Below are 22,973 nucleotides of genomic sequence, written 5' to 3'. Positions count from 1 at the left end.
CGGTGCGGGGACGGCCCGGGGGACCAGGATCGCGAGACGGTGCGAGGTGACGGTTGTGGATGCCCTCAGCGGCCTGCTGGGAAGCCCCAAGGCGCGGGGCGCCTTCCTCCTGAAGTCGGTGTTCAACCCCCCGTGGGGACTACGGGTCGAGGACCGCGCCCCCCTGTCGCTCGTCACCCTGCTGCACGGGTCGGCGTGGGTGCTCCGCGAGGGTGCCGAGCCGGTGAAACTGGCGGCGGGTGACGTCGCGGTCCTGCGCGGCCCCGAGCCGTACACGCTCGTCGACGATCCCGCGACGCCCCCCGGTGTCACCGTCGCCCCCGAGCAGCGCTGCAACACCACGGACGGCGAGGACGTCACCGAGACGATGTCGCTGGGGGTGCGGACCTGGGGCGAGCCGCACCGCACCGGGTCGACCGTGATGCTGAGCGGTACCTACCAGGCGCCCAACGAGGTCGGGCGCAGGCTGCTGGCCAGTCTGCCGGCGCTGCTGGTGCAGCCCGCCTCGGCCGCGCGGACCCCGCTGATCGGCATGCTGGCAGCCGAGATGGAGGAGGAGGACATCGGGCAGGAGGTGTTCCTCGACCGGCTGCTCGATCTTCTGCTCATCAACGTGGTGCGCTCCTGGCTCATGGAGCCGGGCACCGGCGCGCCGCTCTGGTTCCGCGCGCAGAGCGACCCCGTGGTGGGCCGCGCGCTGGGGCTGATGCACGAACGGCCCAGCGAGCCGTGGACGGTCGCGTCGCTCGCCTCGTCCGTCGGGGTCTCCCGGGCGAAGCTGGCCCGGCACTTCACCGAACTCGTCGGTGAGCCGCCGATGTCCTACCTCACCGGGTGGCGGCTGACGCTCGCCTCCGACCTGCTGCGCGACCCCGACCTGTCGGTCGCCAACATCGCCGACCAGGTGGGGTATTCGGGGCCGTTCGCGCTGAGCGCCGCGTTCAAGCGCGAACGGGGCGTCAGCCCCCAGGAGTACCGGCGGGGCCGGCGGCCCGCGGCGGAGACCCTGGCCACGGGATCCGACGGGCGGACGGTGGTCCTCAGGCGCTGAGGCGCGCCGCCCACCGGGGCCCCGGGCCCCGGACGCCGGCCGGTGGTTCCGGGTGCGGAGCGGTGGCCGGCACGGCCACCGCGGTGACGAGCAGGCCGTCCTCCGCGCACCAGCGGCCGGAGTACCGGGCCGCGACCCCGCCACTCTCCCACGTCCCGGTGACCCCGGACGCCGGGGAGCCCTCCCTCCACCGGTGCCGCGCCCCGGGCGGCGGGGTACGGTCCGGCCTGACCGCGGCCGTCAGCAGGCCCCCGGCCGTGAACGTGACCTCGACGGCGCGGGTGCCGATCCAGCGGCGGGTGGCCGGGTGCCAGGCTTTGTAGACGGCCTCCTTCGCGCTGAACAGCAGCCGGTCCCAGGGGATGCCGGGGCGTTCCGCGGTGAGCCGGGCCACCATCCGGCGCTCGCGTCCGGACGCCACGAGGCCGAGGACACCGGGCGGCAGGGGGAGGGCGGGTTCGGCGTCCACCCCCAGGGCGGCCCACACCTCGGCGCGCGCCGCCACCGCCCCCCGGTACCCCGCGCAGTGGGTGACGCTGCCGACGACCCCGGCCGGCCAGGCCGGGCCGCCGTCCGCCGTACGCAGCAACGGGCCGGGCGGGGCGCCGAGCGCGTCCAGACAGCGGTGGGCGCAGGCGCGCGCGGCGGCGAACTGACGGACGACCCGTTCCGGCCGCCCCCGCAGGAGCGCGAGTTCCCTGGGGTCGGGGAGGCGGGGCAGCACGTCGTCGAAGGCCTCGGCCCGGGCCACCCCTTCGGGTACCAGCCGCTCGATCACCGGACGCCCGTCCGTGCGGCGCGCGGCGTCCCGGCCGGGACGCGGGGCGGCGTACCGTGCCGGGCGGCCCCCGGCCGGCCGGACCGCGGGCGCCACCCGGTCGTCCTCGGTACGGGCCGAGCTCCGCAGCGGGCGGTGGTGACCGGCCGGGGCCGCGCCCCGCTCACCGGGTGCCCGCCCCCCTCACGCCCTCGGCGTCGAGGCCGTGCCCACCGGTGCGGACGGAGGTCCGGGTGACCGCGTCGGCCACCGCGTCGGGGCTCTCGAGCGGCAGGACGTGCCCGGCCCCGGGGAGCGACGTGAACTCGGCGTCCGGCAGGACGGAGGCCAGCTCACGTCCCAGCTCGGGCCGGACGATCCGGTCCGCGTCGCCCGCGAGGACCGCGGCGGGCAGCCGGACGCCGGCGAGCGAGGCCCGCAGATCCATCCCCCGGGAGGAGCGGAAGCACGCCGCCCGCACCGCCGGCGCGGTCCCCGCGAACACCTGCCGGTTGACCTCGCGGAGCCGGGGGGACAGCGCCGTACCCGTCATCTGGCCCAGCAGGGCCCGCCCGAGGGCGGGCCGGCGCAGGGCCCAGGAGAACAGCGGCGCCTCCATCATCCGGGCCTCCTTCTCCGGCGTGTCCTGGTCGTACGCGGCCGAGGCCACCAGGACGAGGCCCACCGGGTGGGTCCCTGGCCCGGGCGCCGCCGAGAGGGCGAGTGCCGCGAATCCGCCGCCGGAGTGCCCGACCAGGAGGGGCGCGCCTCCCGCGTACCGGACGACCGCCTCGAGGTCGGTGCGCATCGCCTCGGCGGTCACCCCCGAGGTGCCCACGGTGGAGGCGCCGTGCCCGCGCAGGTCGTGGACGAGGACCGGGAAGCCGCGCCGCAGCAGCCGGTCGGTCACCGGACTCCAGATCCGGCGGCCTCCGCCCCAGCCGTGGGTGAGGACCACCACGGGCCGGTCCACGGAGCTCCGCTCCAGCGGCTCCAGGACGGAGACGGCCAGCCGGGCCCCGTCCCGCGTCCGCAGGAACGTCTCACCGGGGGGCGGGAGGGGCGCGGGCCGGGTCACCGGGACCGTCCGGAGGCCGGGGCCGAGGGGGATGTCTCCCGGGCCAGCAGACGGTTGAGCCGGGCGAAGGCCGCGCGGGTGGCGCGGGTGTGCTGCGCGCCGATGTCCACGAGCCGGGCCAGCACGGCGAGCCCGCCCTGGGGCCGGGCCCGGAAGACCATGACGAGCCGGCTGCCGCCGTCGGCGAGCGGGCTGAGGGTGAACTCCGCGGTGCCGCGGAAAGCCCCCTCGACGTACCCCAGGGCGAGGCGCCGGCCCGGCTCGACGGCGGTCGTGCGCGCGGTGAAGCGGATCTTCTTGCCCCCCTTGTCCACGCCCTTGGTGTGGACGGTGATCCGGGTCGACGCGCCCACCCGGTCCGGGGCGCCGTCCACGGGCTCGAAGGTGTTGTCCGGCACCCACCACTCGGCTCCGCCGGAGAGCTCGCGTACCAGCGCCTCCCAGACCGCGTCCGGGCCGGCGGCGAGCAACACCTCGTCGACGAGGTCGTAGTTCTTCACCTGCTTCTCCTCCTCACGGGTTCAACGGGGACGGGCCGCTCCCGCGGGAGCGGCCCCGGGGCCGTGCTCGGTCAGCCGAAGAAGCCCTGACCGGGGGTGAGGACGTTGCCGGGATCGAAGCGCTGCTTGGCGTCGCACAGCACCGGGTAGGCGGTGCCGAAGTGGCGGCGCCAGTCGGCGGTGGTCATGTTCGGCACCGCGCCCACGAGGTAGCGCTTGGCACCCATCGCGACCGCCCGGTCGTACAGCCACCGGTTCTGCTGCACCATGGCGTCGATGCCGGCGTTGCTCGTGCCCGGGTTCGGGAAGCGGAGCAGGTCGAAGAGGTAGCCCACCCGGTCGTTCGGCTGGACGGCCATGGGGGCGGTGACGTTGCCGGTGAGGTAGGGGTAGCTCAGCAGGACGCCGCCGCCCAGGCTGTCCTGGGTCAACTGGCTCTCCACCAGGCTCAGGAAGCTCGCGGCGGAGGAGCGCGGCAGGAACAGGCTCAGCCACGGCTTGGGCTGGTCCCAGTGCCCGGCGTCCTTGAGGTAGGCCTCGAAGCCGTCGAGGCGGAACAGGTATTCGCGCAGCGTGTAGTCCTCGGTGTGCGCCTCGGCGCGCAGGTCGTTCAGGCCCGAGAGGAGCCGCGCGTGGTCGGGGACCCGTCCGCCCGAGTACGTGGCGATCGCCTCGATCTTGTAGCGCCAGCCGGAGTCGTCCGGGCGCCGGACCATCTCACCGCCCTGCATCTGGAAGCGGCGGTCCGCCAGCAGGGTCTCGGAGTCCCGCATGAAGGAGGCGACGTCGGCGTAGAACAGGCTGAAGACCGTGGCGCGTTCGGCGGCCGGTACCGTCCGCAGCGTCACCCGCACGATGATGCCGACCTGCCCGCCGCCCGCCAGGGCGGTGCGGAAGAGCTCGGGACGCCGGGTCCGCGACGTGGTGACCACCTCGCCCGTGCCGGTCACCACGACCATCGACGTGACGGTGTCGGCGATCAGGCCCTGGGTGCCCATGGTCAGGCCGATGCCGCCGACGCTCAGGGTGCCGCCGACGGAGAGCGGCAGGTAGTCGGGCAGGGCGGGCAGCGTACGGCCCCGGGACAGCAGGTGGTCGGTGATCTCCGCCCAGGTCGCGCCGGCCTCGACGGTGACGGAGTCGGAGCCGGTGGACAGGATGCGCGCCATGCCCCGGGCGTTCACCGCGATGCCTCCGGTGACGGCGGCCTGGCCGTAGCAGGAGTGGGACTCCAGGTCCCCGCCGGTGCCGCTGCGGCCGTTGACGGCGATCTTCAGCCTGTTGGCACGCGCGTAGCAGATCATCTTGCTGATGTCCTGGACCGACCCGGGGGTGAGCACCGCCCGGGGAACCGTTCCGGTGACCAGACGGCCGAAGTCGTGGGCGTACGAGCCGAACTGGGAGGTGTCGGTGGTGAGGGTGCCGTCGAGGGCCGGTACGGACACGACGCGGTCACCGGGACGGCTGGAGGCGTCGGCGGCCGAGGCCCAGCTTCCGGTGGTGGCGTTCCAGCCGATCACCGTGGCGGCGGCGCCCACCGTGCCGAGGACCGCTCTTCTGGAGGGGGAGTGCAGGTTCATCGGGAAGTACTCCGTGTCTCGTCGGTCGCGGGTACGCGGTGCGGTGGTCAGGAAGCGGCGGGCACCGAGGCGCGCAGGTCCTCGCTGGTGGTCAGCAGGTGCTCCGCGGGATCGAAGCGGCTGGTGGCCCGGCGGAAGCGCCAGGTGTACGTCGGCCAGATGGACGGGTTGCGGCCGTGCTCGTCGAGGTACCAGCTGCGGCAGTTGCCCGCGTTCCACACGGTGCCCTCCAGCCGCTCGGCGAGCCGCTCGTTGTAGGCCCGCTGAGCCTCCGGCAGTACTTCCACGCCGGCCAGCCCGCGCTCGTCCATCGTCTTCAGGGCGTCGAGGAGGTAGGCGATCTGCGCCTCGATCATGATCACCTGTGAGGAGTGGCCCAGCGTGGTGTTGGGGCCGAGCAGCATGAAGAGGTTGGGGAAGCCGGAGACGCCGGTCCCGCGCAGGGCGCTCATGCCCTCGCTCCACGTGTCCGCGAGACTGACGCCCTCCCGCCCGAACAGCCGCTCCGCGACCGGCCGCCGGACGGCCTCGAAACCCGTCCCGAGGATGATCGTGTCCACCGGGCGCTCCCGGCCGTCGGCCGTGACCACCGCGTCGGCCGTGACCTTGGCGATGCCGTCGGTGACCAGCTCCACGTTGGGCTGCTGGATCGCCGGGTAGTACGTGTCGGAGAAGAGCAGGCGCTTGCAGGCCATCACGTAGTCGGGCGTGAGCGCCGCGCGCAACCGCTCGTCCGGCACGCTCTTGCGGAGGTGGTCGGAGGCCATCTTCTGCATCTTCGCGGCGACGGCGGGGCGTGCCATCACGAAGGCGAGGATCTCCCGGCCCCACATGTTGAAGTTCCGCCGGAAGCGCTGGTAACCGGGCACGGAGGTCAGCAGCCTGGTCTGCAGGGCGCTGGTGGCCTTGTCCTTCTTCGGCCCGATCCAGGGCGGGGTGCGCTGGTAGAGGTCGAGGTGGCCGACCTTCGGCTGGATGGCCGGGACGAACTGGATGGCCGAGGCACCGGTGCCGATCACGGCCGTCCGGCGGCCGGTCAGGTCCAGGTCGTGGCGCCAGCGGGCCGAGTGGAAGACCTCCCCCTGGAAGTCGGCGAGACCCGGGATGTCGGGAATGGCCGGCTCGCTGAGGTATCCGGTGCCCGTGACGAGCACCCGGGCGGTGTAGTCGCCGCCCGTGGTCGAGATCCGCCACCGCTTGTACAGGTCGTCCCAGCGCGCCTCGGTGAGCTCGTGCCGGAAGCGGATGCGGGAGCGCACGCCGAACTGGTCGGCGCAGTCGCGCAGGTAGTCGAAGAGCTCCTGCTGCTTGCCGAAGGTGCTCTTCCACCGGGGGTTCGGCGCGAAGGAGAAGGAGTACAGGTGTGACATCACGTCGCACGCGCAGCCCGGGTAGGTGTTGTCCCGCCAGGTGCCGCCGACCTCGTCGGCCCGCTCGAAGACGAGGAAGTCGTCGATGCCCTGCTGCACGAGCCTGATCGCGGTCCCCAGCCCCGAGAAGCCGCTGCCGATCACCGCCACCCGCAGGTCGCGCGCGGGGTCCGGAGGTGCCTGAGTCATTCCCGTCACCCCTTGCGGGCCAGCGTGAGCCGGAAGTTGTTGAAGAAGCGGTCCTCCAGGGTGTACGCGAAGATGTCCAGGTAGCGCTCGAAGCGGGCCACCACCTCCTCGCTCTCCAGGGCGACGGCCTCCTCGCGCCGCTCGGCGAGCCGGGCCAGCCAGGCGCGGCAGGCCTGGGCGAACGCCTCGCGCTCGTTGACCAGTTCCACGACCTCGAACAGCCCCTCGGCGGCGGCCGTCAGCTCGTGCAGGTGCGGGATGTGCATCCCGGCGAACTCGGAACGCTGGAGGAACTTCAGGTCCGCCAGGATCCGCCGGCCGATCGGCTGGGCCTCCGCGGTCATCGTGTGCAGCACGAACCGGCCGTCGGGCACCAGCGCCTCGTGCACCTGCTGGAAGAAGAAGCGGTAACGCTTGGTCCGCTCCTTCGGTGGGAGGCTGGAGGGGACGAAGTGCTCCAGGGCGTTGACGCAGAAGGCGGCGTCGTAGGCGCCCGGGGCGTGGTGCTCCGACCAGCTCTCGACCCGGGTGGTCACGGCGGGGTTGCCGAGACCCGCGACGTACGCGGCCTGGGTACGGCTCAGGGTGAGGCCGACCGCTTCCCGTACGCCGTGCTCGGTCGTCAGGCGGTCGACGAGGGTGCCCCAGCCGCATCCGATGTCCAGCACCCGGTCCTTCCCGGCCGCGTGGGCCAGGCCGGCGAACACGTCGAGCTTTCGTACCTGCGCGACGTCCAGGGCCTCGACCAGGCCCTCGCCACGCTCCCAGTAGCCCCCGCTGTACATCATGCTGGGCCCCAGCAGCAGGCGGTAGAACTCGTTTCCCACCTCGTAGTGGTGGCGGACTGCGTCCACCTCCGGCTCCGCGGTGTGGGAGGCAATCGTCGCCATCCTCGCCCTCTCCTCGCAGCTTCGGCCGCCGGGCGCCCTCGGGCTGTCCGGCTGTCCGGCCGTCTGAACCGTGCTGGGGAGTGAGCCAACCGGATCGGCGCAATCCGACCGCAACAGCAGCGTGTGACCGCCTTGTTGCGGCGGGATTGCGAGGAACGGCTTCCATGCGGACAGAGGACCGTCCGTCGCGTTCAGAGAGGAACAATCATGGCACTGCCGACCGTCGAGGAACTCGCGCAGCAGCTCGCCGTCGTCTCGGGGGCCACCGAGGTGACACCCGACGCGCCGATCCAGCACATCGCGGATGTGGACTCGCTGGACCTGATGGAGTGGCTCTACAACTTCCAGAACCAGCACCCCGACATCCCCGCCGACGAGTCCCTGTTCGCGGACCTGGACGACACCACGACCATGCGGGACGTACACGCCAGGCTGCTGGACCTGACCCCCCAGCCGGCCGAGCGCTGAGGGCGCGTCACATGAGTGGATTCGACATCACGGGCTGGGGGAAGGCCCTGCCCGAACGCGTCATCACCAGCGCCGAACTGGCGGACCGCTTCGGGGTCGACGAGCACTGGGTCGTCAGCCGTTGCGGCATCCGTGAGCGGCGCGCGGTCGACCCCGGCCAGACCACCGCCTCCCTGGCCGTCGAGGCGGGCCGCGCGGCGCTGGACAAGGCGGGGCTGACCGGTGGAGACATAGCGCATCTGATCGTGGCCACGGCCACCCCCGAACAGCCCTCGCCCGCCACCTCCGCCTTCGTCCACCACGAGCTGGGTATCGGCGGCGGGGCGATGGACGTCAACTCCGAGTGCGCGGGCTTCGTGTACGGCCTGGTCACAGCCATGGGCCTGCTGCGCATGGACCGCCGGCCGATCCTGCTGATCGGGTCCGACACGCACACCCTGACCGCCAACCCGGCCGACCGCGACCTGTCCATCCTGGTGGGTGACGGGGCGGCCGCGGTGGTCCTCGTACCGGGCCCGGAGGACCCCGTGCTGGCATGGAACCTCGGCGCGGACGGCTCCTGCGCGGACGCGCTGAAGGTGCCCGCGGGCGGCAGCCGGATGCCCACCACGGCGGAGACGGTCGCCCAGGGGCTCCACTACGCCCGGATCAAGGGCAACGAGATCTACCTCAACGCCGTCCGCTACACGGTCCGCACGGTGCGGGAGACCCTGGAGAGCGCCAAGGTCGCCCCGGCCGAGGTGGACCACGTCGTCCCGCACCAGGCGAACATCCGCATCATCGACTCCGTCCTCCACCACACCGGCCTGAGGCCGGAGTCCCTGGTCACCAACCTGGAGCGGTACGGGAACACCGCCTCGGCCTCCATCCCGCTGGCGCTCACCGAGGCGCTGGAGGCCGGGCGGATCCGGCCGGGGCAGCTCGTGCTGCTGGCCGGCTTCGGGGCGGGGATGACCTGGGGTTCGGTGCTGCTGCGCTGGGGAGGTACGACGTGAGCGGGCAGGGAGCGGGCCGGCGTCCCGAGGCGCCGGTCGCCCTGGTGACCGGCGCCTCGGGCGGACTCGGGCAGGCCCTGGCGGTCGAACTCGACGCGCTGGGCTGCCGGGTGGCCGTCCATTACCGCAGCGCGGCCGGCCAGGCCGAGGCCGTGCGGGAGAAGCTGACGCACGACTCCGTCGTCGTCGGCGCCGACGTGGGGTCGTGGGAGGAGACCCAGGAGCTGTACCGGCGCGTGGAGGAGTCCCTCGGGCCGATCGACGTCGTCGTCAACAACGGAGCGATCCGCCGGGACGGCCTGATGGCGATGCAGTCCCCGGACGACTGGCACGAGGTCATCCGCACCAACCTGCTCGGGGCGTTCCACACCAGCAGGGTGGCGCTGCCGCACATGCTGCGGCAGCGCTGGGGCCGCGTCCTCAACATCGTCTCGCCCTCGGGCCTGATCGCCACCGCGGGCCAGACGGCGTACTCCGCCTCCAAGGCGGGGGTGGTGGGGATGACCCGGACGCTGGCGGCCGAGTGCGGCCGGCGCGGGGTCACGGTGAACGCGCTGTCACCGGGGTTCATGATCACGGGCATGACGGAGAACCTGCCGGAGAGGATCATGGAGGACATGGCCCGCAGGGCGCCGGTACCGCGGTTCGTCACGGTGGAGGAAGTCGCCCGCAGCGTCTCGCTCTTCCTCGACCAGGACTGCATGACCGGTCAGGTGGTCAGCATCGACAGCGGTGTCTCCGTCATGTGAGGAGAGGCCCGGAAGGGCACGGCATCTGTGAGGGACGCACGCGCGCGTCCCTCACGGACGTCGTGCCCTTCCGGGCTGCCCGCCCGGCCGGGGCCGTACGGATCCGCGACCAGGAGGGGGACGGCGGGCCGGCCGGGGTAGGTGCCGGGGCCGGGAAAAGCTCGCGAGCCGGGGCCCGTGCCCCGGCTCGCGTCGTTCGGTGAGCGCCCCGCGGCCGAACCGCGAGTACACCGGGGGGACCAAAGCAGAGGCCCCGGCCGCCCTGGACCGTCAGCTCCGCGGCCGCGAGGGCACCGCCCCCCGGGACATCCGGACGGACGAGGGGACCAGCCGGGGGCTGTCCAGCAGCCCCAGATACGCGGCCTCGCTCTCCGGGCTCGGGTCGATGCCCAGCTCCTCGGTGAGCACGACCCGTAACTGCTGGTATATCCGCAGGGCCTCGGCCCTGTTGCCGGCCAGCCGGTGCGCCGTCATCTGGCACCGGTAGGCGCTCTCCCTGAACGGCGCCTGGCGCACCGCCTCCTCCGCGTACCGCAGGGCGTGGTGCGTGTCGCCGAGTGCGGAGGAGGAACTGCTCGCGGTCTCCAGCGCGGAGACGCGGACCTCCTTCAGGCGGGCGCGGACGGAGTCGACCCACTCGCCCTCGTGGGAGGCGAGAAAGGGCCCGCGCAGCAGGGAGACGGCTGTGGTGGCCAGTCGTTGCGCGCCGCTGTGGTCACCTGCGCGGTACGCCGCGGCCGCGCTGACCGCGGCGCTCTCCGCGCGGTCCACATCCACCTGGGCGTCCTGCGGAAGGCGGAGCAGGTAGCGCCCCCCGCGGGCGACCAGGGGCGGTTCACAGGGCGGGACGCTTCCCTCGGCCAACAGCGCCCGCAGGCGGCTGACGACACTGCGGAGGGCGGAGGCCCAGGTGCTCGGCAGCCCGTTCGGCCAGATCGTGTCGGCGAGCTGCTCACGGCAGGTGCCGGAGGGGCGCTCGACGCAGAGCCGGGCGAGAGCGATCTGAGCCTGGTGACTGGAGAGGACCCTGGGGGCCTCTCTGTCGTGTTCGATGGACACAAGGCCGACAAGCCTGATGAGCACGGCTGATCCCCCCCGAGAGGTTGAGGCGGCTCCCTCGCCGGTGTGCCCGACGGAAGCCGACTTGCTGGCGTGCGGCGTGCGGTTTCGTGCGTACGGTCTGGGGTCGGTCTCGTGGACCGTATGGCGGAACTGGGGGTTCCGTGCCAGGAGTGAGGCGGTACGGAGGGAGCTTGGTCAAAACTTCTCCACAACAGAGTAAACAGCATTCTCTGCAAAAGGGAGGGTGTGTCAACTGCCTAACAAAGTTGCAGACGTTAAGGATTGATGAATCCGGTGAACCGTCCAATGCCACTTCTCCCGCCGAATACTTGATCTTGCTTCCGTGTTGCGCCCCGATTGCGTGACGCGCGTTGAATTCGGGGCACGCCAGACCGTTGCACCGGGTGCGACGGACGCCACGAACGAGAGGACGGCCGATGGCATCCGCAGGGTGGGGGAGAATCACGCACAAGCTCGAAGCAACTGCGCGCCGCGTGGCCTCGCTGGAGTGGGACGCCGAGCGCCGCAACAGCTTCGTCCCCTACACCGCCGAGCGCGACTCGGCCTACGTCGACCTCGACGGCCGGCGGCTGCTGATGATGTCGGGGTACAGCTACCTCGGCCTCTCCGGGGACGAGCGGGTGGTCGCGGCCGCCCAGGAGGCCGCCGCCCGTTACGGCACCGGCAACCACGGGGTGCGGGCGCTCGCGGGATCCATCCCGCTCCACGAGGAGCTGGAGGCGGAGGTCGCCACGGTCGCGGACCGCGAACGGGCCATCGTCTTCGGCTCGGGCTACGCCGCCAACGTCGGGACGATCGGTGCCCTGGTGGGCCCGGGCGACACGGTCTTCGTCGACAAGTACGCCCACGCCAGCATCGTGGACGGGTGCAAGCTCAGCGGGGCCACCGTGGTCCGCTTCCGGCACAACGACACCGACCACCTCTCGCGTCGTCTGGAGGCCGCCGCGCCCGGCGGGGTCCGTCTGGTGATCGTCGACAGCGTCTACTCGATGGACGGTGACATCGCGCCGCTTCCACGGCTGCGCGAGGTCTGCGACTCCCACGAGGCGCTGCTGATGACCGACGAGGCGCACGCGCTGGGCGTCATCGGCCGTACCGGCATGGGTATAGAGGAGCACTTCGACCGCCGGGTGCGGGTCGACGTCAAACTCGGCACCCTCTCCAAGGCCATTCCCTCCATGGGCGGCTGGGTCGCCGGCTCCGCCGAACTGATCGGCCATCTCCGCTACGCGGCCCGGCCGTTCCTCTTCTCCGCCGCGCTCGCCCCCGCGTCGGCCGCAGCCGCCCTGGAGGCGCTCCGCGTGCTGCGCGCCGAACCCGGACTCGTCGCCCGCGTCCAGCGCCACGGAGCACGCTTCCGGGAACTGGTGGGGGCGGGCGGGATGCGCACGGGCGACAGCGAGACGGCCGTCGTGCCGCTCATCGCCGGCACGGACGAGGCCGCCTACGACCTGGCGACCGCCGCCCGCCGGCTCGGTGTCGTCGGCCTGCCGGTGGTGACCCCCGCCGTCCCGCGGGACCTGGCCCGGCTGCGCATCGCGGTCACCGCCCGGCACACGGACGCCGACGTGGAGTTCGCGGCCGAGGCGTTCCTCAAGGCGGCGGGGGAGTGCGGTCTGCCGGCCGCCTGACCGCGGGCGCCCGCCGGCCCGGAGCGGCGACGGGACCACATCCACACCCCCGCGCGTCCGGGGAGCCGCGCGGGTTTCGCCACCGTGTCCTGCCGGCGGCCGCCCCGGAGCGATGAGCAGCAGGCCGCGTGCCCCGGCCGGCCCCAGGCCGCCGGAACGGGAAGGAGAGAACAGACCATGCGTACTCCGGCGGAACGTCCCGCCCGAACGGCCGTCGCCATCAGCGGAATGGGCGCCGTCACCCCGGCCGGCTGCACGACCGGGGAGCTGTGGGCCGCGGTCTCGGCCGGCCGCTCCCTCGCCGTCGGCCTGACCCACTTCGACACCACGCACCACCGCATCCGCATCGGCTGCCGGGTGCGGGGCCTCACCGACGGCGGCCCCGACCGGTCCTGGCAGCGGGCGCTGGCGAGCAAGGCCGCCCAGCGGCTCGACCCCTTCGCCCGGTACGGACTGGCCGCCGCCCTCGCCGCGCACGCCGACGCCGGGCTCCCCGAGGCCTCCGCCGCCCGCTGCGCCGTCGTCGTCGGCAACGCCGTCGGCGGGCGCACCACCAGCGACGCCGAGTCCGTCAGCTTCGCCGAGCGGGGTCCCCAGGGCGTCCGCCCGATGATGCCCCTGATGACGATGCCCAACGCGGCCGCCGCGCAGATCGCCCTCCAGCTGGGCTGGCACGGTCCGGCCCTCACCGTCAGTACCACCTGCGCCAGCGGTGCGGACGCCATCGGCCTGGGTGCCGCGATGCTCCGGGACCACCGTGCCGACCTGGTGATCGCGGGGGGCTGCGAGGCCACCCTCACCCCGATCACCCTCGCCGGCTTCGGCAACCTCAACGCCGCCTCCACCCGCACGGACGCCGCGACCGCCTGCCGCCCCTTCGACGAGAGCAGGGACGGATTCGTCATGGGGGAAGGGGCCGCGTTCGTGGTCCTGGAGCGGGCCGAGGACGCCCGGGCCCGGGGCGCACGCGTCCACGGCCACGTCGCCGGGTACGCCGCCACCTCGGACGCGTACCACCTGTCCGCCCCGCACCCGGACGGCGCCTTCGCCGCCGACGCCATGTCCGGCGCCCTCGCCGACGCCGGACTGGTCCCCGCCGACATCGCCCACGTCAACGCCCACGGCACCGCCACCGTGCACAACGACCGGGCCGAAGCGGCCGCCCTGGCCAAGGTCTTCGGGCCGTACGGGCCTCCGGTGACCGCCAGCAAGGGGGTCCTCGGCCACCTCATCGGAGCGGCCGGAGCCGTGGAACTCGTCGTCGCCGTCCTGTCGATGAACGCGGGTGAGGTGCCCCCCACCGCCAACCACACACGAACGGAACCCGAGATGGAGATCGACGTGGTGCACGGCAGTTCCCGGACCGTCGCACCCGGCCCCGCGCTGACCAACTCCTTCGGCTTCGGCGGTCACAACAGCAGCCTGGTGGTGACCCCCGCATGACGTCCCCCGGCCCCCTCCTCGACCCGGCCGCCCCGCTGTCCGACGCGGCTGCCCACCACTACCGGACCGTGACGCGCCTGGCCGTCGGCCGGGCGGAGCCCACCCGGCCCGACGCGGGCCCCCTCGCCGCGTTCGTCCTCACCCATCCGCTCGCCGAACGCACCGTCACCGCACTCGCCTCGGGCCTCGGCCCGTACTCCCTGGTCCACCTCGCGCAGGAGATCGAACTGCACGCGCCGCTGCGGCCGGGCACCCTCACCGACGCCCGGGCGGAAGTGCTCGGGGCGCGCGTCGAACCCAAGGGCACCAGGCTCGCCCTGCGCACCAGCCTCACCGACCGGGAGACCGGTGCCGAACTGGCCGGTCTGACGGCCCACATCCTGCTGGCCGGCCTCCGCACCGTCGAGCCGTACGGCACCGTCGCACCGTCGGCCGCGCCCCGCCTGGAGGCACCCGGAGCCCCGGTGGACCGCGCCGTCACGATCGACCGCGGGTGGATCGCCCGCTACGGCGAGGCCGCCGGGGACCTCAACCCCGTCCACCTCGATCCGGCCGCCGGCCGGGAGGCGGGATTCCCCGACGTCATCGCCCACGGTATGGCGCTGGTCTCCCTGGCCGTCGAGGAGGTCGCCGAGCGGTACGCCGACGGACACGCCGACCGGATCCGGGCGCTCGGCGCCCGCTTCGCCCGCCCGGTGCTGCCCGGCACGGACACCACCCTCGGGATCACCCCGCCGGCGGCGCCACCCGGCCCCGGCGACACCGTCCTGTTCACCGTCCGCTCCCAGGGCGCCGCCGCCGTCAAGGGGGGCTGGATCCGCCTGGGACCCGCAGAGGGAGGGAACCGATGACCGAGGCCGACCTGCACGGCGAGACGGCGAACGCCGTTCTCCGCTGGGCCGCGAAGATCCCCGACGCACCCGCCCTGTGGTGGAACGGAGCCGCCACCACCTACCGGGAACTGGCCGACGAGACCGCCGCCGTCCGCGCCCGGCTCGCGGAGCGCGTCCCCCCGGGCGCCACGGTGGCGGTCCTCGACGCCAAGTCGCCCCGGACCGTCGCCACCGTCCTCGCCTGCCTCGCCTCCGGCTACCCGGCCCTGCTCCCGTCACCCACCCTGCCGTCCGGTCACCTCGCCGCGGTGACCGCCGAGGCGGGCTGCCGGTACGCGTACACGGAGCGGACGGTCACGGCCCTGCCCCCGGGGCCCGCCGGCGGCCGGGCGGGGGCCGTCCCGCCCGGCACCGGCTTCGTCCTCACCACCTCGGGCTCCACGGGGATCCCCAAGGCGGTCCCCCTGCCGCACACCGGGGTGGACGCCTTCACCCGCTGGGCCGCCGACGCCTTCGGCATCGTCGAGGGCACCCCCGTCCTCAACTACGCGCCGCTCAACTTCGACCTGTGCCTGCTGGACGTGTGGACCACCCTCGCCCACGGAGGCCAGGCCGTCCTGGTGGACCCGGCGGTCGCGGCCGGCGCCCCCCGGCTGCTGGGCCTGCTGCGCACCCACCGGATCGAGGTGGTCCAGGCGGTACCGCTCTTCTACGCGCTGGTGTCGGCCGCCGCCCGGGCGGAGGGCGGCGGTCCGCTGGAGAGCGTCCGCCACGCGGTGTTCACCGGGGACGTGATGCCCGAGCAGACCCTCGCCGACCTCGCGGCCCTCGCCCCCACCGCGCGACTGCACAACATCTACGGCTGCACCGAGACCAACGACAGCCTGATCCACGAGATCGACCGGGACCGGCCGCTGCCCTCCCCGCCACCGCTGGGCCGCCCGCTGCCGGGCGTTCGCGTCCGGCTGCGGGACTCCGAGGGCCGTCTGCTCCCCGGCCCCGGCCGGGGCGAACTCGAGGTCTCCACACCCTTCCAGAGCACCGGCTACCCCGACCCCGCCCGTACCGCCGAGAAGTTCACCACCGACCCGGCCGACGGGTCCTCCGGTGCGCGGACACGCTGGTTCCGTACCGGCGACCTCGCCGAGACGGACGCCGACGGGGTCCTCAGGCTCGTCGGACGCCTCGACCACCAGGTCAAGATCCGCGGCGTCGCCGTCAACACCGCCGAGGTCGAGCGGGTGATGCTCGGCCACCCGGACGTCCTGGAGTCCGGGGTGACGACCGTGCCCGACCAGGTCGAGGGCCGCCGCCTGATCGCCGTGGTCCGGCTGGACCCCGGCTCCGCCGCCACCAGCCTCGACCTCAAGCGGCACTGCTCCGCCCGGCTGCCGCGCGGCTGGGTACCCGCCGTCCTCGTCCCGGTACGCGAGCCCCTGCCCCGCACCGGGACCGGGAAGGTGGACCGGCGCGCCCTGGCCGCGATGCTCCCCGCAGCGCCCCGGCAGCCCGCCGCGGCGGTCGGTACCGGGCCCTGACGGGGGCCGCCCACCGGCAACCCCCTCCCGGACCCGCGGGGCCCGCCCCCCGGGGGCGCCGCCCTCGCCGCACGCCCGCACAGCCCTCTCCGTCCGCCTCACCAGCACACGCGGGGCGCCGCACGCACAGCCCCTCCGTACGCCGTCCGTGGGGCCCGCGCCCCCGGTGCGCCGTCCGCACAGCCCTCTCCGTACGCCAACCCGTACGAACGACCCGCCAAGGAGCACCTCGTGAGCAACGCCGACCGGATCAGCGAGTACATCGTCCGGGAGTTCCTGCCCGACCTCACCCCCTCCCAGCTGCCGCACGACCAGGACCTCCTGGGCGACGGCGCGATCGACAGCCTCGGCGTGCTCAAGCTGATCGCCTGGGTCGAGCACCACTTCCAGCTCGCCGTCGGCGACACCGACCTCGACCCGGAGAACTTCCGCAGCGTCGCGGCCATCGACGCCTACGTCGCGCGCTCCCAGAGCGCCCCCGTCACGGGCGGCTGACCCGTGCACTCCGCCCTCGTCCCGCTCGTCGACCGGAGGGCCCCGGCCGACGCGGACCAGTGGGACGCCCTGTGGGAGGCGCTGGCCGGCGGAGCGCTGGAACGTGCCGACGCCCTCGCCCTGCTCGCCTCGCTCACGGCGGCGCTCCCCGACGGCCCGAGCCTGCTCGCGCTCCTGGACGCCCTGGACCGGCGACGCCCGGCCCGGCCGTCCGCGCCCTGGCCCGGCACCGTCAACGTGGTGGGCACCGGCGGCGGCCCGCCGACCGTCAACCTGTCCACGGCATCCGCCCTGCTGGCCGCCGCCACCGGCGTCCACGTCGTGAAGTCCGGCTCGCGGGCCCACACCTCCCGGACCGGTTCGGTCGACCTCCTGGACCGCCTCGGCGTCCCCCTCACCTCGTCCCTCGACCACACCGGCGACCAACTGGCCGCCCACGGCATCGCCTTCACCGGCCCGTTCGTCTACCCGGTCCAGCTCACCCGGCTCGCTCTCCTCGCGGTGCCGACCCCCATGCGGGTCTTCGGCCGCTTCCTCAACACCCTCGGCCCCTTCCTGGCGGCCGTCCCGGTGGCCGCCCAGGTCACCGGGGTCTCCGCCCCCGAACCCCCGCCCACGATCCGCGCCCTCGCCGCCCGGCCGGGCGCCCCGGTGACCTGGCTGACCACCAACCCGGCCGGTGCGGACGAACTGCTCAGCGTCACCGACAACACGGTCCACCTCCCGGACGGCGGCACACAGGCGCTCCCCGCGGGCGCGCTGGTCCCCGCGGACGGCACGCTCGTCGACCTCGCACCCGTCGCAGCGGAGGAGGCGGCCGAACACTTCCGGGCCGTGCTGACCGGCCGGGCGGGCGCTCCCCTGCGCGCCACCCTGCAGCTCAACGCGGCCGCGCTCGCCGTCGCCTCCGGGCACCGCGACGACTGGGGCGCGGCGGTCGCCGAAGCGGGCGACGCACTCGACGACGGGGCCGCGCTCGGACTGCTGGAACGTCTCACCACGGCCCACGCGCGAGGAGGAAGCCGTGCCGGCTGAGTTCTTCCCCGAGGCCCGGGCCCGCGGCGAACTGGGCCTGGCCGTCTTCCTGAACGCCGGAGACCCGCCCCTGCCCGTCCTGACCGACCTCGTCGCCGTGCTGGACGAGTCGGACGTCGACTGCCTCGAACTGGCCGTCCCCTTCCCCGGCTCACCCACCGACGGTCCGGTCGTCCGGCGCTCCGCCGACCGGGCGCTGGCCGAAGGCGTCGGCCTCGCCGAGACCCTCGCCTTCGTCGCGGCCGTACGCCCCACCCTCAAGCGCCTGCGCATCGCCGTGCTCGCCGACTGGAGCCACAGCCTGCGCCACGCGCCGCCCGCCGGCTACGCGCGGACCGTGGCGGACAGCGGCGCCGACGCCCTGCTCGCACACGGGCTCCCCCCGCGGCTGCGCACCGCCCATCGCGAGGCGCTGCGTGACGCCGGGCTTCCCGAGGTCACCACCTGCTATCCGGAGAGCTCCCCGGCCACCGTGGCCGAGGCGGCGGCCCACGCCACCGGCTACCTCTACCTGGTCGCGCGCTACGGACGCAGCGGCGCCGGCACGCCCCCGGGCGGGCACGCCGCACTGGCCCCGTTCGTCGGCGCCCTGCGCGACCTCACCGCCTCCCCGATAGCCGTCGGCTTCGGGGTGTCCGCCGCCGAGGATCTCGTCTCCGTCGCGCTGAGCGGCGCGGACGCGGCGATCGTCGGTTCCGCCGGAGTGGCGGTGGTGGAGCGGGCCCGCGAGGCCGGGACGGACCCGGTCGACGCCTACCGCTCCTTCATCGCCGCCCTCGGCCGTCCCATCACCCCACGTCCAGAGGAGGACACCCGTGATCATCCGCAGACTTGAGAGCGTGAAGACCGTCGACTGGGGCAACGGACTCAGCCGCCGCTTCGTCCTGGACGCCGACGGGCTGGGTTACAGCGTCACCGACACCACCGTGCGGGCCGGGACCAAGTCACGGCTGGAGTACCGCAACCACCTGGAGACCTGCTACTGCATCGAGGGATCCGGGGAGGTGGTGGAGCTCGACGGCACCAGCCACCCGCTGACGCCGGGCGTCCTCTACTCGCTGGACAACAACGACCCGCACTTCCTGATCGCCTCGCCCCACGAGGACCTGCGTCTGGTCTGTGTCTTCGCCCCCGCGCTCCGGGGTGACGAGGTCCACCGCCTCGACGAGAACGTCTCCTCGGCCTACTAGGCCGTGTTTCGAAAGTACCGTCCGCCCGGCGACGCCTGGCACGCGCACGCGCCGCGTTGTCGGATCATCCCGATACATCCGGTATCGGGACGACCCGCCGCCGTGCGATCGCACGCACCGGACGCCCCCGGACCTGCCCTTCGGGCAGACGACGATCCTTTCGAAACAGGGCCTTGGGCCGCACCCGGCAGGCTTCGCCCCGTCGCACCGTCCGGCGCGGGGCAGACCTCGCCGGTCCCGGCACCGACCGCCGTCCGCCGGGCGCCTCCCCGGGCGCCCGCCCGTCCGGCGACGGCCTGCCCCCCCGGGCAGGTCACCCGTCGTCACGTACCACGTCCGCAACCGACCGAGGCCACCCGCACGGCCCGTACGGAAGGCTCCGCAGTGAGGCACCGCAACGCAGATCAGCAGGCGCTGTGCGCCGGCATGGCCCAGTGGGGCAAGGCCCTGAGCGAAGGACACGTCGAGGCGGACGCCCGGTCCGCCTTCGACCCGGCCCGCTGGCGTTCGCTGAGCGGGAGCGGCGTCCTGGGGCTGCCCTTCCCCGAACGGTGGGGCGGCGCCGGCCAGTCCCTCCTCACCACGCTGCACGTCCTGGAGACCCTCGGCGAGACCTGCCGCGAGACCGGACTCAGCTTCTGTGCGACGACCTCGATGGCCAGCACCGGTGTGCCGCTCGCCGCCTTCGGGACGGACGCCCAGCGGGAGCGCTTCCTGCCCGGCATCTGCGCCGGGGAGCTGATCGGCGCCCATGCCATCACCGAACCCGACAGCGGTTCGGACGCGATGGCGATGACCACCCGAGCCGAGCGCGACGGCACGGACCACGTACTCACCGGCGGCAAGGCGTTCGTGAGCAACGGGCCGATCGCCGACGTCTTCGTCGTCTACGCCCGTACCCACCCCGACGGCGGCCCGCTCGGCACGACCGCCTTCCTCGTCGAACGCGGCACGCCCGGCCTCTCGGTGGGCGGCCCGACCGCCAAGATGGGCCTGCGCACGGCCCCGTTGTCCACCCTCCACCTCGACGGCTGCCGGGTACCGGCCGACCGCGTCCTCGGCCGGGTCGGTGGCGGGCTGTTCGTCCTCGACCACGTGATGAAGCGCGAGATCCTCTTCGGGTTCACCGTCGGCCTCGGCGAGATGCGCCACCGGCTGGAGCGCGCCGTCTCCTACGCCCGCGAACGCCGCGCCTTCGGCCACCCCATCGGCGACTACCAGGCGGTCTCGCACCGGGTGGTCGACATGAAGATCCGTACCGAGACGGCGGCCAAGTGGCTGTACGACACGGCCGAGCGGCTCTCGGCCGGCGAGGACGTCACGGCCGACCTCGCCATCACCAAGATCCTCGCCAGCGAGGCCGCCCTGTCCACCAGCCTGTCGGCGATCCGCGTCTTCGGCGGCGCGGGCTACCTCTCCGAGGTCGGTCTGGAGAAGGACCTGCGCGCGGCGGTCGCGGGCACCCTCTACTCCGGGACCAACGACATCCAGTACAACCGGGTGGCCTCGACCCTGGGGCTGGGGGGATGAGCAACCCGGACGCAGCCCCACCGGCGCCCCGGCCACTGCTGAAGGTGTGCGGCGCCACCCGGCCCGAGGAGGCGGCCGCCGCCGCGGCGCGGGCCGACCTGGTCGGCCTCTGGTACGGCGTCGAGGGCGGCGCCCACCAGCTGACCGGCCCCGCCCTGGCCGGGATGGCGGACGCCGTCCGCTCCGGGGGCCGCGCCGAACCCGTCCTCGTCACCTTCCTGCACGACGCCGACCGCCTCGGCCGGGTGGCCCGGGCCGCCGGGATCCGCTGGATCCAGCTCCACGCCTACCAGCCGCCCGGAGCCGTCGCCGCCCTGCGCGCCGCGCTGCCCGAGGCGGTCGTCGTCAAGGCCGTCCACGTCCTCGACGGGCAGTGCGCCGAACGCCCCTTCCTCGGGGCCTACGCGCGGGCGGGCACCGACCTGTTCCTCGTCGACGCCGCCACCCCCGGGGGGTCGGTCGGCAGCACCGGTCACCGCATCCCGCCGGAGGCGCTGGAACACCTGCTGCCCCGCCTGGGGCTGCCCTTCCTGCTGGCGGGCGGCCTCACCGCGGCCGACGCGGTGCGCGCCCCGGCACTCGCGGCCCACCCGGGCTTCCGGGGCGTGGACGTCGACGGCGCCGCCCGGGGCGGCGACGGCCTGCTCGGCCCCGCACAGGTCGCCGCCCTGGACCGGGCCTGGACCGGCGGGCGGGGCTCACCGGCGCTCCCGGCCGGGGCGGACGCTCCGTACGCCGTTCACCCCCGTGCCGTGGCCGCCCCGTCCGGCCCCCGGCCGCCCACGGACACCCCTTCCGCATCCGTCACCTCCCCAGGGAAGCCGACATGACCCCGCCCTTCCTCTCCGCGCTCCTCGGCGCGGGACGCCCCCTGATCATGGAAGTGAAGGCCCGGGACGCGCACGGCGCGGACCTGTTGCGCGGCCGTGCCCCCGGAGACATGGCCGCCGTCTACGAGCGGGCCGGAGCCCCCTGCGTGTCCGTCGTGACCGGCCGGTGGTTCGGCGGATCGCCCGCCATGCTGGACGAGGTCACCGCCCGGGTCCGCGTTCCCGTCCTGCTCAAGGACTTCGTCACCCGCCGCGACCAGCTCACCGCCGCGGCCGGCGCCGGCGCCTCCGCGGTACTGCTGACGGCCGCACTGCTGCCCCCCGAGGCCCTGCACAGCCTCGCCGGGGAGTGCCACGCACTCGGTCTCACCCCCTTCGTGGAGATCACCCGTGCCGAGGAGGCGGCAGGGCTCCCCGACCCGCACCACTGCGTCATCGCGGTCAACAACAAGGACATCGCCGCCAGGGAGCGCGACGCGGGGGATGTGGAGCGCAGCCGGTCCCTGCTGCCCGCCGTACGGGCCGCGGGCACCCTCTGCCCGGTCAGCGCCAGCGCGGTGAACGGTCCCGAGGCAGCTGCCGGGCTGCTCGCGGAGGGGTACGCGGCCCTGCTCGTCGGCACCTCGCTCCTGCGCGCCACCGACGTGGAGTCCTGGCTGCGGGAGTTCGACGCCCACCGCGCGGGGCGCGCCGTCGGCCCCGCCGTACCGCCGGCCGCGCCCTCCCCGGCCGGACCGCCCGCGGCCGTCCCCGGGCCGCTGCTTCCGGACGGTCCCGCCGCCGAGGCGGAAGGAGTGCCCGCGTGACGGCCGGCCCGGCACAGAGCCCCGCCACCGACGGGGTGGAACGGATCGTGCTCGGCCGCGGCCGCCACCGGCTCGGCGCCTGGCGGGCCGCACCGGCCGACGGCACCCCCCGGGCGGTGCTCGTCGCCGTCCACGGCAGGGGCATGTCCCCCGGCTACTTCGCCGGGCCGGTCGCCCCGCACACCTCCCTGATCGCCCTGGCGTCCTCCCTCGGCCACACCGTCCTGGCGGTGGAGCGGCCCGGCTACGGCCTGTCCCGTTCCTCGTTCCCCCTCGGGCTGCCGCTGGCCGCCCAGGCCCGGCTGCTGCGCCGGGTACTCGCCGACTACGCCGAAACCGATCCCGTCGGGGCCGGCTTCTTCCTGCTCGGTCACTCCGACGGAGGCAAGACCGCCCTGCACCTGGCGGGAGAGCCCTGGGGCGACACCCCCGCGGACCGGCTCCTGGGACTCGACCTCAACGGGTGCGGCTGGCACTACTCCTCGGCGGCGGCACACTTCCCCGACACCCTGGCCGGCGGCGCGGGCGAGCTCAACTGGGGGCCGCTCAGGCTCTACCCGGGCGGCACCTTCCGCGCCAGCCGCTCCCTGCTCCGTGACGTCCCGGCCGCCGAGGACGACGAGACGGCCCTGTGGCCCGCCCGTTTCCCGGCGGCGGCGGCGCGGGTGCACTGCCCCGTACGGCTCACCTTCGGGGAGTACGAGGGCTGGTGGGACCTGCACGAGGACGAACTGGCCGCTGTGGCGGCCTGCTTCACCCGTACCCGCCCGCCCGTCGTCGAACGCGTCCCGGAGGCCGGCCACAACCTCAGTCTCGGACTGGCCGCGCCCCTCTACCACTCCCGCGCCCTGGCGTTCCTGGAGGAGTGCCTCGCGGCCGTCCCGGCACCCGCGCGGTGACGAGCTCGTATGTGATCGAGCGTGTGAAGCATG

The 22,973-nt window shown here is 74.2% G+C and carries 23 protein-coding genes; 16 read left to right on the top strand and 7 right to left on the bottom strand.

From position 1 onward, the window contains the following. Positions 1–55 precede the first annotated feature (55 nt). Complete coding sequence (locus tag BA175_RS08720) at positions 56–1,051, top strand: AraC family transcriptional regulator (RefSeq protein ID WP_069170723.1); 996 nt, start codon at positions 56–58, stop codon at positions 1,049–1,051. Here BA175_RS08720 and BA175_RS08715 read toward each other — a convergent pair. The 6 genes from BA175_RS08715 to BA175_RS08690 all read right to left on the bottom strand — a co-directional run bounded on the left by BA175_RS08715 (position 1,041) and on the right by BA175_RS08690 (position 7,415). Beyond that, positions 1,041–1,829 carry a 4'-phosphopantetheinyl transferase family protein gene (locus tag BA175_RS08715; RefSeq protein WP_069172014.1) on the bottom strand — a complete coding sequence of 263 codons (789 nt, stop codon included), beginning with the start codon at positions 1,827–1,829 and terminating at the stop codon, positions 1,041–1,043. The two genes, BA175_RS08720 and BA175_RS08715, sit on opposite strands and share 11 nt — an antisense overlap. Before the next feature lie 163 nt (positions 1,830–1,992). Continuing rightward, positions 1,993–2,886, bottom strand: coding sequence for an alpha/beta fold hydrolase (locus BA175_RS08710; protein ID WP_069170722.1), 894 nt, complete (start codon positions 2,884–2,886; stop codon positions 1,993–1,995). After that, the gene (locus BA175_RS30495; RefSeq protein ID WP_069170721.1) at positions 2,883–3,386 is read right to left on the bottom strand and encodes an SRPBCC family protein; all 504 of its coding nucleotides are present in this window, start codon (positions 3,384–3,386) and stop codon (positions 2,883–2,885) included. The genes BA175_RS08710 and BA175_RS30495 overlap by 4 nt, the downstream gene beginning before the upstream one ends. A 71-nt stretch (positions 3,387–3,457) precedes the next feature. Further along, positions 3,458–4,966 (bottom strand): FAD-binding protein, encoded by a 1,509-nt coding sequence (locus BA175_RS08700; protein ID WP_069170720.1) that lies wholly within the window; start codon positions 4,964–4,966, stop codon positions 3,458–3,460. Positions 4,967–5,013: 47 nt separating this feature from the next. Then, complete coding sequence (locus BA175_RS08695) at positions 5,014–6,525, bottom strand: flavin-containing monooxygenase (protein ID WP_069170719.1); 1,512 nt, start codon at positions 6,523–6,525, stop codon at positions 5,014–5,016. A 5-nt stretch (positions 6,526–6,530) separates the two neighbouring features. Further along, on the bottom strand, positions 6,531–7,415 hold the full coding sequence (locus BA175_RS08690; RefSeq protein ID WP_069170718.1) for a class I SAM-dependent methyltransferase: 885 nt from the start codon (positions 7,413–7,415) through the stop codon (positions 6,531–6,533). 207 nt (positions 7,416–7,622) lie between these two features. Between BA175_RS08690 and BA175_RS08685 the strand changes: the two genes are divergently transcribed. From BA175_RS08685 to BA175_RS08675, 3 genes are read left to right on the top strand one after another with little or no spacing between them, the layout of a single operon-like run. After that, positions 7,623–7,883 (top strand): hypothetical protein, encoded by a 261-nt coding sequence (locus BA175_RS08685; RefSeq protein WP_069170717.1) that lies wholly within the window; start codon positions 7,623–7,625, stop codon positions 7,881–7,883. Positions 7,884–7,894: 11 nt separating this feature from the next. Next, positions 7,895–8,878 carry a 3-oxoacyl-ACP synthase III family protein gene (locus tag BA175_RS08680; RefSeq protein ID WP_069170716.1) on the top strand — a complete coding sequence of 328 codons (984 nt, stop codon included), beginning with the start codon at positions 7,895–7,897 and terminating at the stop codon, positions 8,876–8,878. Then, on the top strand, positions 8,875–9,627 hold the full coding sequence (locus tag BA175_RS08675) for an SDR family NAD(P)-dependent oxidoreductase (RefSeq protein ID WP_069170715.1): 753 nt from the start codon (positions 8,875–8,877) through the stop codon (positions 9,625–9,627). The genes BA175_RS08680 and BA175_RS08675 overlap by 4 nt, the downstream gene beginning before the upstream one ends. A gap of 270 nt (positions 9,628–9,897) precedes the next feature. Here BA175_RS08675 and BA175_RS08670 read toward each other — a convergent pair whose 3' ends face one another. Continuing rightward, positions 9,898–10,710 carry an AfsR/SARP family transcriptional regulator gene (locus BA175_RS08670; RefSeq protein ID WP_069170714.1) on the bottom strand — a complete coding sequence of 271 codons (813 nt, stop codon included), beginning with the start codon at positions 10,708–10,710 and terminating at the stop codon, positions 9,898–9,900. A 416-nt stretch (positions 10,711–11,126) separates the two neighbouring features. On the opposite strand from BA175_RS08670, the gene BA175_RS08665 reads away from it, so the two are divergent. From BA175_RS08665 to BA175_RS08610, 12 genes are all read left to right on the top strand, one after another. Next, complete coding sequence (locus BA175_RS08665) at positions 11,127–12,341, top strand: aminotransferase class I/II-fold pyridoxal phosphate-dependent enzyme (protein ID WP_069170713.1); 1,215 nt, start codon at positions 11,127–11,129, stop codon at positions 12,339–12,341. Between the two features lie 177 nt (positions 12,342–12,518). Continuing rightward, a complete protein-coding gene (locus tag BA175_RS08660) occupies positions 12,519–13,784 on the top strand; it encodes a beta-ketoacyl-[acyl-carrier-protein] synthase family protein (RefSeq protein ID WP_069170712.1) in 1,266 nt (421 codons plus the stop codon). Next, positions 13,781–14,635, top strand: coding sequence for a MaoC/PaaZ C-terminal domain-containing protein (locus tag BA175_RS08655; protein WP_069170711.1), 855 nt, complete (start codon positions 13,781–13,783; stop codon positions 14,633–14,635). Before BA175_RS08660 ends, BA175_RS08655 begins: the two co-directional genes overlap by 4 nt. After that, complete coding sequence (locus BA175_RS08650; protein ID WP_069170710.1) at positions 14,632–16,155, top strand: AMP-binding protein; 1,524 nt, start codon at positions 14,632–14,634, stop codon at positions 16,153–16,155. The genes BA175_RS08655 and BA175_RS08650 overlap by 4 nt, the downstream gene beginning before the upstream one ends. Positions 16,156–16,386: 231 nt before the next feature. Further along, on the top strand, positions 16,387–16,650 hold the full coding sequence (locus tag BA175_RS08645; protein ID WP_069170709.1) for a phosphopantetheine-binding protein: 264 nt from the start codon (positions 16,387–16,389) through the stop codon (positions 16,648–16,650). A 3-nt stretch (positions 16,651–16,653) separates the two neighbouring features. After that, positions 16,654–17,685: a hypothetical protein gene (locus BA175_RS08640; RefSeq protein ID WP_069170708.1), complete on the top strand. Its 1,032-nt coding sequence runs from the start codon at positions 16,654–16,656 to the stop codon at positions 17,683–17,685. Further along, positions 17,675–18,520: a tryptophan synthase subunit alpha gene (gene trpA / locus BA175_RS08635; protein WP_069170707.1), complete on the top strand. Its 846-nt coding sequence runs from the start codon at positions 17,675–17,677 to the stop codon at positions 18,518–18,520. Before BA175_RS08640 ends, trpA begins: the two co-directional genes overlap by 11 nt. Beyond that, positions 18,501–18,875: an ectoine synthase gene (locus tag BA175_RS08630; RefSeq protein ID WP_069170706.1), complete on the top strand. Its 375-nt coding sequence runs from the start codon at positions 18,501–18,503 to the stop codon at positions 18,873–18,875. The genes trpA and BA175_RS08630 overlap by 20 nt, the downstream gene beginning before the upstream one ends. Positions 18,876–19,259: 384 nt before the next feature. Next, positions 19,260–20,405: an acyl-CoA dehydrogenase family protein gene (locus BA175_RS08625; RefSeq protein ID WP_079159464.1), complete on the top strand. Its 1,146-nt coding sequence runs from the start codon at positions 19,260–19,262 to the stop codon at positions 20,403–20,405. After that, a complete protein-coding gene (locus BA175_RS08620; protein ID WP_069170705.1) occupies positions 20,402–21,235 on the top strand; it encodes a hypothetical protein in 834 nt (277 codons plus the stop codon). The genes BA175_RS08625 and BA175_RS08620 overlap by 4 nt, the downstream gene beginning before the upstream one ends. Further along, entirely contained in the window at positions 21,232–22,041 is an 810-nt protein-coding gene (locus tag BA175_RS08615) for an indole-3-glycerol phosphate synthase (protein WP_069170704.1), read from the top strand. Before BA175_RS08620 ends, BA175_RS08615 begins: the two co-directional genes overlap by 4 nt. Beyond that, positions 22,038–22,940, top strand: coding sequence for an alpha/beta hydrolase (locus BA175_RS08610; protein ID WP_069170703.1), 903 nt, complete (start codon positions 22,038–22,040; stop codon positions 22,938–22,940). Before BA175_RS08615 ends, BA175_RS08610 begins: the two co-directional genes overlap by 4 nt. The last annotated feature ends 33 nt before the right edge of the window (positions 22,941–22,973 follow it).

It is taken from the genome of Streptomyces griseus (assembly GCF_001715295.1).
In the GTDB taxonomy this organism is placed as follows: Bacteria; Actinomycetota; Actinomycetes; order Streptomycetales; family Streptomycetaceae; genus Streptomyces; species Streptomyces griseus_G.
This window is presented reverse-complemented; position numbering and strand designations above follow the sequence as displayed.